This is a genomic window from Arachnia propionica (genome assembly GCF_037055325.1).
Classification (GTDB): domain Bacteria; phylum Actinomycetota; class Actinomycetes; order Propionibacteriales; family Propionibacteriaceae; genus Arachnia.
Map to the genome: position 1 here is coordinate 1,361,997 of NZ_CP146373.1, position 12,864 is coordinate 1,374,860.

Sequence of the window (12,864 nt, forward strand, 5' to 3'; positions counted from 1 at the left end):
AGAACTCCTTCTCTGGCGGGTCTCACTCACCCGACGTCCGGGGTCCCGGAGGGGTGGAGCACGCCGTGCCGATCGCCCGACGATACCGAGGAGCCCCATGCCGATTCCCCATCCCGCTGACTCCCATGACCTGATCCGGGTCCGCGGCGCCCGGGAGAACAACCTGCAGGGCGTAAACATCGATCTTCCGAAACGCCGTCTCACGGTGTTCACCGGGGTTTCCGGTTCCGGGAAGTCGTCGCTGGTTCTCGACACCATCGCGGCCGAATCGCAGCGGATGATCAACGAAACCCACTCGGCTTTCGCAGGGTTTCCTGCCCACCCTCGACAGACCGGACGTTGATGTTCTCGACGGCCTGACCACCGCGATCATCGTCGACCAGGAAAGGCTGGGCACAAACCCCCGTTCCACGCTCGGAACCGCCACCGATGTGAACACCCAGCTCCGCATTCTTTTCAGCCGTCTCGGGAAACCCCACATCGGTGGCCCGAAAGCGTTCTCGTTCAATGTTGCATCCGTCTCCGGGGCCGGGGCGATCACCGTCGCCAAGGGCGGGAGGAAGGTCAAGGAGCGACGCGAATTCGAGGTGGTCGGCGGCATGTGTCCGCGTCGTGAAGGACTCGGAAGGGTTTCCGATTTCGACCCGACCGCCCTCTTCGACGCAGAGAAATCGCTGAACGAGGGCGCGTTGCTGGTTCCCGGTTATTCCGTGGATGGCTGGTACGGACGTATCTACCGCAATTCAGGTTTCCTCGATCCGGACAAGCTCCTAGGACACTACTCGGAGCGTGAACTTGATGTTCTGCTGCACAAGGAAGCCACCCGGACACAGGTGGATGGTGTCAACGTCATCTTCGAGGGATTGATTCCGAGGATCCGGAAATCTTTCCTGAGCAAGGACGTCGAGGCCATGCAGCCCCACATCCGATCCTTCGTGGAGCACGCCGTCACCTTCGGGGTCTGTCCCGGATGCGAGGGCACCAGGCTGACCACCGAGGCCCGCGAATCCAGAATCGATGGCATCTCCATCGCGGATGCCTGCGCGATGCAGGTCAGCGACCTGGCAGTGTGGCTTCAAAGAATCGAGGAGCCGTCCATGGCCCCGTTGCTGACCTCCCTGCGGAAAACCCTCGATGCCTTCGTGCGCATCGGACTCGGTTATCTGTCGTTGGACCGCCCCAGCGGAACCTTGTCGGGTGGTGAGGCGCAACGCACCCGGATGGTCCGGTACCTGGGTTCCTCGCTGACGGACATCACCTACGTCTTCGACGAGCCCTCCAGCGGGTTGCATCCCCACGACGTGCAGCGCATGGGTGAGCTGCTGCTGGAACTACGTGACAAGGGAAACACGGTGCTGGTGGTGGAGCACGAACCAGAACTGATCGCCATTGCCGACCATGTCGTCGATCTCGGTCCCGGCGCCGGGCGCAATGGTGGGCGGGTCTGTTACGAGGGCACCGTCGATGGGCTGCGCGCCAGCGGCACCCTCACGGGCCGCCACCTCGACGACCGGGCACATCTGAAAGACCGGGTACGCGAGCCCAAGGGTTTCCTGGAGGTCCGGGCAGCGAACACCAACAACCTGCGCGGGGTGAACGTCGACATCCCGCTGGGGTGTCTGGTGGTCGTCACGGGGGTGGCAGGGTCCGGCAAGTCGTCGCTGATCCACGGCTCGGTGGCCGGGCGCGACGGGGTCGCGGTGATCGACCAGTCGGTGATCAAGGGGTCACGCCGCAGTAGCCCGGCGACCTACACGGGTCTGCTGGACCCGATTCGCAAGGCCTTTGCGAGGGCGAACGGGGTGAAACCGTCCCTGTTCTCCCCCAATTCGGAGGGAGCCTGTCAGGTCTGTAGCGGAGCCGGGGTGATCTACACGGATCTGGCAATGATGGCGGGAGTGGCGACCACCTGCGACGAGTGCGGGGGACGTCGTTTCCGGGGTGAGGTACTGGAGTACCGCCTCGGCGGCCACGACATCTCCGAGGTGCTGGCCATGCCGATTGCCGACGCGGTCGATTTCTTCGGGGACGGGGAGACACGGGTTCCCGCGGCGCACCGGATGCTGAATCGTCTGGTGGACGTCGGGCTGGGTTATCTCGCTCTCGGGCAGCCCTTGACTGCCCTGTCCGGCGGCGAACGCCAACGCCTGAAACTGGCGTCGGAACTCGATGCCAGCAGCACCATCCAGGTGCTGGATGAACCCACGACGGGCCTGCACCCCGCGGATGTGCAGCAGCTTCTGGCGCTGCTGGACCGGATCGTCGACTCCGGGAAATCGGTGATCGTGATCGAACACCACCAGGCGGTCATGGCCCACGCCGACTGGATCATCGACTTGGGTCCGGGCGCCGGGAACGCCGGTGGGCTGCTGACCTTCGAAGGAACCCCCACCAAGATGGTCGAGCAACGAACCACAATCACCGGTCGGCACCTCGCCGCTTACACGACCGGGACAGGAAGCACCGAGTAACGACACCGATCGTTTCAGTCCCGGTTGCAGGAGGTAACGTCCCTGCCAGCGCTCGAGAGAACGCAGGCAAGGCCATAAATCTTTATCGAAAAACCTATCCCTTGAAGCATGGACAGGTTTAGGCTGGGTGCCAGGTCATGTGGGCAGTTCCACATCAACAGGAGTGAGCAATGGTCGCCAATGTCATGTTGATCGTCGAGCGAAAGTTCGACTACCCCCAGAAACGTGTTTTCAAGGCGTGGACGGCACCCGAGGAGATGATGCTCTGGCGAGGCAGCCCTGGCTGGCACGTCGAGCAGGAGACGGTTTCCTCGGAGTTGAAACTCGGCGGAAAGCACCACCACGTGAAGATCCGCGACAACGACCCAACGGTCAGGGTCACCACGGATGCGGTCTTCACCGAATACTTCGATCCGGACGTCTTCGTCGCCCGCCAGCGCATCACCGGTGACCCCGGCATCGATCCCGACATCCCGATGGAGCTACGCGTCGAGTTCACCAAGTACGGCCGCAACGGTGCTGGAACCCTCGTGCGCATCGTTCAGGGGCCCTACGAACCCTCCCGCGCCGAATACCACGCCACCGGTTGGGAGCGGGAGCTGAACCGTCTCGAGGAATTCCTGGCCGCCAATCCTGAGGGAGTTTCCCGATGAGCGCGACGGTTGTGCGGCAGAAGCCGCTCATGACGATGCCGCAGATCCTGCTGATGAACCTGGGATTCTTCGGTGTCCAGTACTCCTTCGGCATGCAGCAGACGGCCATCAACCCCATCTACCAGTTCCTCGGCGCAGACCCCGAGGAAATGCCGCTGCTGAACCTGGCCGGGCCGATCACCGGCCTGCTGATCCAGCCCATGATCGGCGCCATTTCGGACAAGACATGGGTTCCCAAGTGGGGCCGCAGGCGTCCCTTCCTGCTGGCCGGCGCCATCGGCTGCTCCGTGTGCCTGTTCCTGTTCCCCTTCGCCTCCGCGGTGTGGATGGCCGTGCTGCTGCTGTGGCTGCTCGACGTGTCCAACAACACCGCCATGGAGCCCTACCGGGCGTTCATCTCCGACAGACTGCCGCCGTCGCAGCTGGCCAAGGGCTTCCTGGCCCAGTCCTTCTTCGCCGGCCTCGGAATCACCCTGGCCAATGTGTCGCTGTTCGTGTTCCAGCAGGTTATCCCCGGCATCTTCGGCAGCCTTCCCTCCTGGGTGATGGCCTCCTTCATGCTGGGTACCGTCGCCTCCATCGCCACCGTGCTGGTCTCGATCCTCAGCACCAAGGAACTCGACCCCACGCCCGAGGAACTCGCCGAGCTGCGCGCCCACAAGACCGGTTTCGTCGGCGCCCTCAAGGAGATCTGGGACGCCATCGTCGAGATGCCAGTTCAGCTGCGCAAGCTGGCGCTGGTCTACCTGTTCCAGTGGTACGCCATGAACTGCTACTGGCAGTACGTGTCGCTGTCCGTGGGGGAGTCCATCTTCGGGGCGACCCATGCCCTGGAGGAAGCCGATCCGGATCGGTACAAGACCTTGTTCGAGCAGGCCACGGCATGGACCGGCCTGGTCAACGGTGCCTACAACGTCGTGACCTTCTGCGTGGCCTTCGCTCTGGTGGTCCTGGCCAAACGGCACGGCGCGAAGTTCGTCCACACCACCTGCCTGCTGCTGGCGGCGGTCGGCCTGGCCTTCTTCCCGCACATCACCGACAAGTACCTGCTGTTCGTGCCGATCATCGGCCTGGGGATCGCATGGGCCTCCATCTTGGGTGTGCCCTACATCATGGCCGTCCGCATGATCCCGTCCACCCGCTACGGCGTCTACATGGGCATCATCAACATGATGATCGTCATCCCGATGCTCATCCAGACCGTCACCTTCGGCACCGTCTACAAGCTGATCGGTGACCACCCCGGTAACGCGATCACCTTCGCCGCCGTCTTCCTGGCCCTGGCGGCCATCGCGATGCTCTGGATCAAGGAGCCGCCGATCGTCAAGGACGTCGACGATCTGTCCGAACCCGTGCCCGCCGAAAACTGATCTCCCACGATTGGAGGGGAAATGCTCAAGGACTACACCACGGTCGTCGTCGGAACCGACGGTTCCGAACTCGCCGGGCCGACCGTCACCCGGGCCGCGTGGATCGCGGTCAAGGAGGACGCCGACCTTGTCATCGTGTGCGCCTATGGTGGCGGTTCCCGAAGGGCCGACGCGAAGGTGTCGCTGACCGATACCGCACCGAGTCGCATCGGGCAGGTCCCGGGCAAGGAGGCCGCAACACTGGCCGTCACACACGCCAAGGACATCGCCATCGCCGCCGGGGCGCGTGTGAAGGCCACCCTGCTGGTGGAGGCGGACCCCGCCGAAGCGCTGCTCAGCAGTTCGAAACAGCACCTCGGGGATCTCATCGTGATCGGCGCCATCCGCGACCGCTCGATCGCTGGCCGCCTGCTCGGTGACGTCGCCAGCGTCGTCGTCAAGCGCGCCCACTGCGACGTGCTGGTGATCCGCCCGGTCAACCCAAACGAGGGCGACCAGGTCCGTCCAGAAAGCAACACCTGACAGGTCGCACAGCAGGTCGTGCACGAGATGGAGGAGCCACTTCAGTGGCCCCTCCATCTCGTTGCTCCGGTGACGGGTCAGTTCCGGCGGCTCATGCCAAGCCAGAAGATCATGACGATGAAACCGATGAAGAGGCCGATCCACAGCCCCGACCAGCTGAGCAGCAGGATCAGGGTGTACAGAACGCTCGGCCAGTCGTTCAGCAGAGTCATGAGCAGGTAGCCAAGAACACCCGACCACACGCTCCGCTTCCTGAGCGCCACCAGCACCGGTGGGATCGCCAGCAACACCCCGCGGACGGCCTCGGCGGTCACCCGAGTTGGTGAAAGAGGCGCAAATCCAACCTGCAGCAGCGTGAACCCCAGAATGACGATCGCTGCGGCCCACACCGCCCCGATCCGTTCACGCAGCCGCGGCAGCGCGTAACCGAAGAACAGCACACCGTCCACGAAAACCGTCCAGGCCGGTACCAGCAGGACCTGCGCAACCAGCAACCACAGCGGGGTGTCCAGTGTCGGAGTGGGCTTCCCTTCCACGCGGAGCCAGCTCTCCGCGAAGGCGTAGGCCAGCAGCGAGACGCAGACCATGCAGGCCCCGACCGCCAGCGACCACCCGAAGTCGCGGGCAGTGAATGGCCCCAGGAATCTGCGGAAACTCGTCCGTTCTCGCCTGAGCAGCCACCACAGCAACGCCAGGTTGAGCACACCGAGGATCGCCTGTCCCTCGTCGTACCAGTAGGGATTGTGTCCGGCCAACAGCAGCCAGACGCCGAACGCCAGCAGCGGGACCACCCGTGCCGCCAGGGCGAGCAGCGGATGCCACAGCGCCACCGGGGGCCGGGGTTTCGCGGTCTTCTTCCTCGTCACCCCACCAAGTCTGCCCGGTTCTGGTGGAAACCAGGGATCAGTCCTCCGGGAGGGTGACGGCCGGGTCGTCGTCTCGGATGGGGGCCTGCGGGTCGTGGGTGGCGACCACGACGACACACCGTTCGGCACGCGACTCGATGATGCGCCACACCCGGTCCCTGAGGTTCGCGTCCATCCCGGCGGTCGGTTCGTCCAGGACCACGATCCGGTTGGACTCGTCGGCGAGCGCCCGGGCCAGCGCGACCCGCCGTCCCTCTCCCACCGAGACCCCGCCCCGGTCGGGGGCGATCACCTCGTGTTCGCGGGCCCCTCCCCGGGAGAACTCCCCCAGGCCGAGCTCCCGGAGGATCCCGTCGACGGCACCGGGTGGCAGGTCGCGTCCGAAACGCACGTTGTCGATGACCGTGCCGGCCAGCAGTCCCGGTTCCTGGGGCAGGTAGGAGAAGGCTTCCCCGCGGCCGGGTCCGGTGCGGAGGCTTCCGTCGGCCAGGCCTCGGAGCCCAAGGAACCGTTCCGCCCAAGTGGTCTTGCCGGCTCCGCTGTCACCCAGGCACCAGACGGGCCTACCGGGCGTCCACACCGGTGGTTCCGGCGCGGCTCCCCGTGCCCCGGTGGCGTCGTCGACCGGCGGGTCGATCCTAGTCTGCGCCTCCCGGTACTGGCTCTCCGAGACCGCCAGGGTGGACAGGCCGAAGCCAGCGTCCTGCAGGGGCGCGACGGCGGACAGGAAACCCCGGAGACCGCGATCATGACGCCCAGCGACGGGGGTTCGCCGGCCCGGGCGAACAAGCAGAGCGCGACGGCAATCCCGGCCGCGAGCACCAGGGCCTGACTCACCTGGAGGCCGCGGGTGGCGCGGTAGGAGCGCATGGCGCGGCGCTCGACCCTCGACCTGTCGCGCCGGTACCACTGCCGGGCGTGGGCATGGCCGTCGAAGATCCTGGTTTCCCGCCACAGAGACAGCAGGTTCACCAGCACCCCGAAGCTTCGCATCGCCTCCTTGAAGAAGAGCGTCTGGAGGCGTTGATGGCGGCGGATCAGTGGGGTGCTGGTGGCGGCGTAGACCAGCACGGTGGCCAGGAAGACGGCGAGCACCCCGATTCCTCCCACGAGACCGACCGTCGCCGTACCCGCGAGAATGCTGACCCCGGCGGGCAGCAGGGACAGGTGCAGGCAACTCAGTCCCTCGCGCAGGGCGGACGCCGCGGAGTCGATGGCGAAACCCACGGTAGACTCGTCCACCCGTCCCCTGGTGCGCGGGTCGGACCGGTTACTGCGGTCCAGGGCACGAACCATGAAACGGGACTGCATGGCCTGTTCCAGGCGGCCGTAGGTCGGCAGGAAACAGGTCCGGCCCGCAGTTCCCAGCCACCAGACCGCCGCGTAGAGCACCGCGACGACGGGCAGACCGCAGCGCCACCATGCGCTCTGGAGGACGAACTCCAGCCCGAGCCCCAGCACCACGGGGGCGAGGATCCGCGCGAACGCCCCCGCAACGACGGCGCCAATCACCGTCAGATTCCGTGCCCGGGAGGTGGCGTCCGCCTCCCGGCAGATCAGGAGCGCGAATCGCCACATCGCGCGGTCAGGCTCCGAGGGTTTCCCTCGCTCCCTGTTGAACGGCGACATGTACTTGAAACCCCGCCCTCTACCCAAAGACACTGGAACCCGATGCTATTCGCATGCCCCAGAAGGTCTGGACACCGACAGGAACAGAACGACGGGTCGCACCCAGCTGGGTGCGACCCGTCGTTCTGTCTCGGAAAGGGTGAGGGTCAGAGCTCGATCAGAGCCTGGCCGCCCTGGACGGGCTCACCCTGCTTGACGAGGATGGCCGAGACCGCACCAGCCGCAGGGGCCGTGATCTCGGTTTCCATCTTCATGGCCTCCAGGACCAGGAGCACCTGGCCTGCCTCAACCTCGTCGCCCTCGGCGACGAGGATGCGGGCCACCGAGCCAGCCAGCGGCGCGACGACGGCATTGGCAGCAGCCGCACCAGCAGCCGACGGGGCCGGGGCCGCCACCGGTGCGCCACCCGAGCCACCGATCACGATCGGCGGAAGGCTTGGGACTTCCTTCTCGACCTCAACATCAATCTCGTACTCCGTCTGATTGACGGTCACCTTCAGTTTCATGGGTTGTCTCCTTCAATCAGCGAGCGTGCGGGACAGCACGGTTGTGGGACTGTTCACGGGTGGCCTGGACCCAGCCGGGCTGGGTGCTGAAACGGACCGCCCGCACTTTGGCCTTGTGCCCGAGGGAGGCCGCGACGGCGGCTCCGATCGCAACGAGATCCTCCTCGGGGATCCCCTGCCGGGCTTCGAGCTTGGCGAGACGCTCATCGAGGGTCTTGAGCTGAGCCGTCAGCTTCTCGACCGCCGCAAGGAGCGCAGCGTTGTTGTCAGACATCTACGACTCCGATCAGGCTGGGAAGAGACCGTGCTTCTTCGCGGGACGCAGCTGGCGCTTACCGGCCAGCAGTTCCAGCGACAGTGCGATCTCACGGCGGGTGTCCGCCGGGTCGATGATGTCGTCAACCAGACCACGGGAGGCAGCCATGTAGGGCGTCGAGAAGGTCTCGCGGTATTCCTCCACAAGCTCTGCGCGACGAGCCTCGGTGTCCTCGGCGGCCTCGATCTCGCGGCGGAACACCACGTTCGCGGCGCCCTCAGCACCCATGACGGCGATTTCGGCGGTCGGCCAGGCGAACACCTTGTCGGCACCCAGGTCCTTCGAGCACATCGCCAGGTAGGCGCCGCCGTAGGCCTTGCGCAGCACGACCGTGATCTTCGGGACAGTCGCGGCGGAGTAGGCAAACAGCATCTTCGCGCCGTGGCGGATGATGCCGCCGTGCTCCTGCGCCACGCCAGGCAGGAAGCCAGGGACGTCGACGAGGTTGACCACGGGGATGTTGAACGCGTTGCAGAAGCGGATGAACTTGCTGCCCTTGTCCGAGGAGTCGATATCCAGCACACCGGACATGACACTCGGCTGGTTCGCGATGATACCGATCGAGCGACCGTTGATGCGGGCGAAGCCGACCACGATGCTCTTGGCCCAGCCGGCCTGCACCTCGAGGAAGTCGCGGTGATCGACGATTTCGGCGATGACATCGCGGATGTCGTAGCCCTTGTTGCTCTCGAGCGGAATGATCTCGCGCAGCTTCTCGTTGGGCTCGATCGAATCGTCGGGATCGACGATCGGGGGCTCCTCGGAGTTGTTCTGCGGCAGGAAGCTAAGCAGCTTCTTCGCGATCAGGATGGCCTGCTCGTCATCGTCGGCCACGAAGTCGATGACACCAGAGCGACCCATGTGGGCGTCAGCGCCACCGAGGGCGTCCTGGGTGACCTCCTCGCCTGTGACCTGCTTGATTACGCCCGGGCCCGTGATGAACATGTGGGCCTTGCGGGTCTGGATGATGAAGTCGGTCAGGGCCGGGGAGTAAGCAGCGCCACCGGCGCAGGGGCCGGCGATGATCGAGATCTGCGGCACCGCGCCCGAGAGCAGCACGTTGGCGTAGAAGACCTTGCCGTAGCCGGACAGGGAGTCGATGCCCTCCTGCACGCGGGCGCCGCCCGAATCGTTGATGAAGATGAACGGGGTGCCGGTCTCCAGCGACGCCTCCAGCATCTCGGTGACCTTGATGGAGTGGGTTTCACCAGCCGACCCACCCATCACGGTGAAGTCCTGGCTGGCCAGGTGGACGGGACGACCCAGCACGGTCGCGGATCCCGTCACCACACCGTCGGCGGCCATGTAGGCCTTGTCCATGCCGAAGGTGGTGGTGCGGTTGCGGCGGAAAGCGCCGGTTTCCTGGAAGGAGCCTTCATCGATCAGCTCTTCGATGCGGTCGCGGGCAGTCATCTTGCCGCGGTCACGCTGCTTGTCCAGCTTGTCGGTGCCGCCTCCGGCCTCGACCTTTGTCCGGGCCTCCTCGAGCTGCTGAAGGCGCTCGGCCATGGTGTGTTGCTTGCTCATTTCACTCCTCAGGCGGGCTCGACGGAAACGCTGTGCGAACGGCCAGCGATGGTGACGTTGTACTTGACGGGACCGGAAATCCCCTGGGCCTTACGCTTGGCGGCCTCTTCCTCGGCGGCCAGCTGCTCAGCGGTCTTGCCGACGTTCTTGGGACCCTCAGCGCGGGTCTTGAAGAACCCGGGAGCCACTCCCGGGAACATGGCGTTGGTCAGGACGTCCTCCTCGGTGCCGTCGGCACCTTCGAGTTCCTTGGCCTGGGTGACGAGCTCGTCCCATTCGGGCTTGAGCAGGTCCGCGGGACGCACCGTGATGGGCTCCTTCTTGGCCTGGGCCTGCGCCAGCTTGATGACCTCGGGGTTGCGCTCGCCGAGGCATTCGCCGTAGTAGCCGAGCATGAGGTCCGCGAACTCGCCCGTCAGCACCTTGTAGCGGCCCATCAGGACGTTGAAAACGGCCTGGGTGCCGACGATCTGGGAGGACGGGGTGACCAGCGGCGGATGGCCTGCGTCGGCCTTGACCCGCGGCACCTCGGCCATGACCTCGTCGATGCGGTCGCCCGCGCCCTGGGCCTTGAGCTGCGATTCCATGTTGGAGAGCATGCCGCCGGGGATCTGGGAGGAGAAGATGCCGGTGTCCACCAGCGTGGCCGACTCGAACTCGGCGTACTTCGGGCGGATCTTCGCGAAGTGGTCGCGGATCTTGACGAGGCGATCCATGTCGAGGTCGGTGGTATAGCCGGTGCCCTCGAGCATTTCCACGAAGGATTCGGTCGGGTTGTGGCCGGGGCCAAGGCTCATCGACGAGATGGCCGTGTCGACCACATCGGCGCCTGCCTCGATGGCCTTCATGAGGCTGACGAGGGTGACGCCCGTGGTGGAGTGGCAGTGAACGTTGATCTGAATGTCGCCGTAGGTTTCCTTGATGCCGCGGATGATGTCGTAGGCGGGCTGCGGCTGGAGGAGGGCGGCCATGTCCTTAAGGGCGATCGACTCGGCGCCCATGTCAATGAGCTGCCCGGCGAGCTTCACGTAGCCCTCGACGGTGTGAACCGGCGAGATGGTGTAACAGATGGTGCCCTGGGCGTGCTTGCCGACCTTCTTGACGGCCTGCATCGCCTTGGCCATGTTACGGGGATCGTTGAGGGCGTCGAAGACACGGAAGACGTCCATGCCGTTTTCTGCCGACTTCTCGACGAACTCCTCCACCACCGTGTCCTCGTAGTGGCGGTAGCCGAGCAGGTTCTGGCCACGCAGCAGCATCTGAAGACGGGAATTGGGCATCAGTTCACGGAACGTGCGGAGCCTGACCCAGGGATCCTCGTTGAGGAAGCGGATACAGGAGTCGAAGGTGGCACCGCCCCAACACTCCACGGACCAGTAACCTGCGGCATCGATGTCTGCGCAGGCATCGACCATGTCTTCCATGGCCATTCGGGTTGCCATCAAACTCTGGTGTGCGTCCCGGAGGGCTACTTCGGTGACGCCGATCTTTCGAGGACTCATGGTCCCTATCCAACCATGCCGGGACAACTCTGGGGAAAGCACCCCCGCCATCGACGCGCCACTTTCGATCTGAGTCTCATCCCCTGCTGACAGGGGTCAACGCTTGAACAGCGTTCAAGAATCCGCGTCTCCAGCAGGCCCTTCCTGCCCCGGTCTCGACTGCCGCACCCATAGACATCCGCGGAAAACCCACACCCGGTCCCGAAGTGGCCTAGGTTTGCTAAGTGCCAGTCACCCAGCAAATGCCGCTCACCCTCCGACCTGCCCGTCCCTGGTGGCCACAGCCACGCCGTGACCGATTCCCGGGACCCCGCATCCCCGGGCTCGACGCAGCCCGCGGCCTGGCCGTCCTGGGCATGGTGATCGCGCACTCGGTGCTCACCCCCGCCTGGGGTTCAGGACCGACCGCGCTGCTCGGTTTCGCCCACGGTCGCTCAGGCATCCTGTTCGCCACCGTTGCGGGGGTGTCCTTGGCGATGATCAGCGGGGGATCCCGGAGGGTCGAGGGCGAGGACCTGCTGCGGGCCCGCACCACCATCCTGGGCCGGGCCGTCGTGTTGCTTCTGATCGCCGGAGTGTTGTCGATGATCCCGACCACCATCCAGGTGATCCTGGCTTCCTACGCGTTCTGGTTCGTCCTCTCCCTGCCCGCGCTGCGCTGGCGTCCCCGCACCCTCCTGGTCGTGGCCTGCGGTCTGGCGTTGGTGGGCAAGCTGCTGGTGACCGGATTGCCGTTGTGGATCCCCACCTGGGGATACGGCTCCCCCGACCTCGGGGGCAATGTCGTCCCCACTCTGCTTGTGACCACCGTCTCTCCCGCGCTGGTGTGGATGGCCTTCGTCTTGGCGGGCATGGCCTTGGGGCGTTTCGGTCTGGACAACACCAGGGCGCTGCAGGGTTTCCTGGTGGCCGGTCTGGTGCTGTTCGCCGGTTTCGCGGTGCCGTTCGTCGTTTCCGCCGGTTCCCCGGCGCCGCTGTTCACCGACGTCCAGCGCACGGCCACCTCGACCACTGGGATCGACCAGACCACGGATCCGGCAACCGGCATCGACTGGCAGCAGGCGCTGTGGTCCTTCGAGCCCACCTCAGGCACCGCCTTCGAGGTGTTCTCCTCGGGGGGTCTGGCGCTCGCGGTGATCGCTGGTCTGGTGTTGCTGGGCCGGTTGCCGTGGTCGCGGTGGGCGCTGCTGCCCCTGACGGGCGTCGGGTCGATGGCGTTGACGGCATATGTAGTCCACGTCGTGGTCCTGACCGATGCCCAACCGGATGGACTCCTCGCCGACGGTTGGGTCGGGGGATGGCTGTGTCTCGGGCTGGTGGTGGCGTGCGGGGCGTGGTCGCAGGTGTTCGTCTCGGGTCCGCTGGAGCAACTGACCGGCGCCATCGCGGACCGATTGGCCGGGTATCCAAAGCTCCTCTCCCAGGCGGTCGACCAGCACGGCACCGCCCCGCAGGCCGACCTGGCCGGACCGGATGCTTCCCGGCCCGGCCAGTGAACCGGA

At 65.5% G+C, this 12,864-nt stretch carries 10 protein-coding genes and 1 pseudogene; 5 read left to right on the plus strand and 6 right to left on the minus strand.

Annotation, left to right across the window (positions count from 1 at the left end):
* Window positions 1–97: 97 nt before the first annotated feature.
* From V7R84_RS06345 to V7R84_RS06360, 4 genes and pseudogenes are all read left to right on the plus strand, one after another.
* Window positions 98–2,471 (plus strand): annotated as a pseudogene (locus tag V7R84_RS06345) (excinuclease ABC subunit UvrA).
* 170 nt (window positions 2,472–2,641) lie between these two features.
* A complete protein-coding gene (locus tag V7R84_RS06350) occupies window positions 2,642–3,124 on the plus strand; it encodes an SRPBCC domain-containing protein (RefSeq protein ID WP_338573229.1) in 483 nt (160 codons plus the stop codon).
* Window positions 3,121–4,494, plus strand: coding sequence for an MFS transporter (locus V7R84_RS06355; RefSeq protein ID WP_338573231.1), 1,374 nt, complete (start codon window positions 3,121–3,123; stop codon window positions 4,492–4,494). The genes V7R84_RS06350 and V7R84_RS06355 overlap by 4 nt, the downstream gene beginning before the upstream one ends.
* A 21-nt stretch (window positions 4,495–4,515) precedes the next feature.
* The gene (locus tag V7R84_RS06360) at window positions 4,516–5,016 is read left to right on the plus strand and encodes a universal stress protein (protein WP_338573232.1); all 501 of its coding nucleotides are present in this window, start codon (window positions 4,516–4,518) and stop codon (window positions 5,014–5,016) included.
* A 77-nt stretch (window positions 5,017–5,093) separates the two neighbouring features.
* Here the strand turns inward: V7R84_RS06360 and V7R84_RS06365 are convergent, their stop codons facing one another.
* From V7R84_RS06365 to V7R84_RS06390, 6 genes are all read right to left on the minus strand, one after another.
* Window positions 5,094–5,882: a hypothetical protein gene (locus V7R84_RS06365; protein ID WP_338573233.1), complete on the minus strand. Its 789-nt coding sequence runs from the start codon at window positions 5,880–5,882 to the stop codon at window positions 5,094–5,096.
* 37 nt (window positions 5,883–5,919) lie between these two features.
* Window positions 5,920–6,837, minus strand: a complete 918-nt coding sequence (locus V7R84_RS06370; RefSeq protein WP_338573235.1) for an ATP-binding cassette domain-containing protein — start codon at window positions 6,835–6,837, stop codon at window positions 5,920–5,922.
* Window positions 6,838–7,657: 820 nt separating this feature from the next.
* Window positions 7,658–8,017, minus strand: coding sequence for a biotin/lipoyl-containing protein (locus tag V7R84_RS06375; protein ID WP_338573236.1), 360 nt, complete (start codon window positions 8,015–8,017; stop codon window positions 7,658–7,660).
* A 16-nt stretch (window positions 8,018–8,033) separates the two neighbouring features.
* Entirely contained in the window at window positions 8,034–8,291 is a 258-nt protein-coding gene (locus tag V7R84_RS06380) for a hypothetical protein (protein ID WP_338573237.1), read from the minus strand.
* 12 nt (window positions 8,292–8,303) lie between these two features.
* The gene (locus V7R84_RS06385) at window positions 8,304–9,860 is read right to left on the minus strand and encodes an acyl-CoA carboxylase subunit beta (protein WP_338573239.1); all 1,557 of its coding nucleotides are present in this window, start codon (window positions 9,858–9,860) and stop codon (window positions 8,304–8,306) included.
* 8 nt (window positions 9,861–9,868) lie between these two features.
* Window positions 9,869–11,362, minus strand: a complete 1,494-nt coding sequence (locus V7R84_RS06390) for a methylmalonyl-CoA carboxytransferase subunit 5S (protein ID WP_338573241.1) — start codon at window positions 11,360–11,362, stop codon at window positions 9,869–9,871.
* A 224-nt stretch (window positions 11,363–11,586) separates the two neighbouring features.
* Between V7R84_RS06390 and V7R84_RS06395 the strand changes: the two genes are divergently transcribed.
* The gene (locus V7R84_RS06395) at window positions 11,587–12,858 is read left to right on the plus strand and encodes a heparan-alpha-glucosaminide N-acetyltransferase domain-containing protein (RefSeq protein ID WP_338573242.1); all 1,272 of its coding nucleotides are present in this window, start codon (window positions 11,587–11,589) and stop codon (window positions 12,856–12,858) included.
* Window positions 12,859–12,864 lie beyond the last annotated feature (6 nt).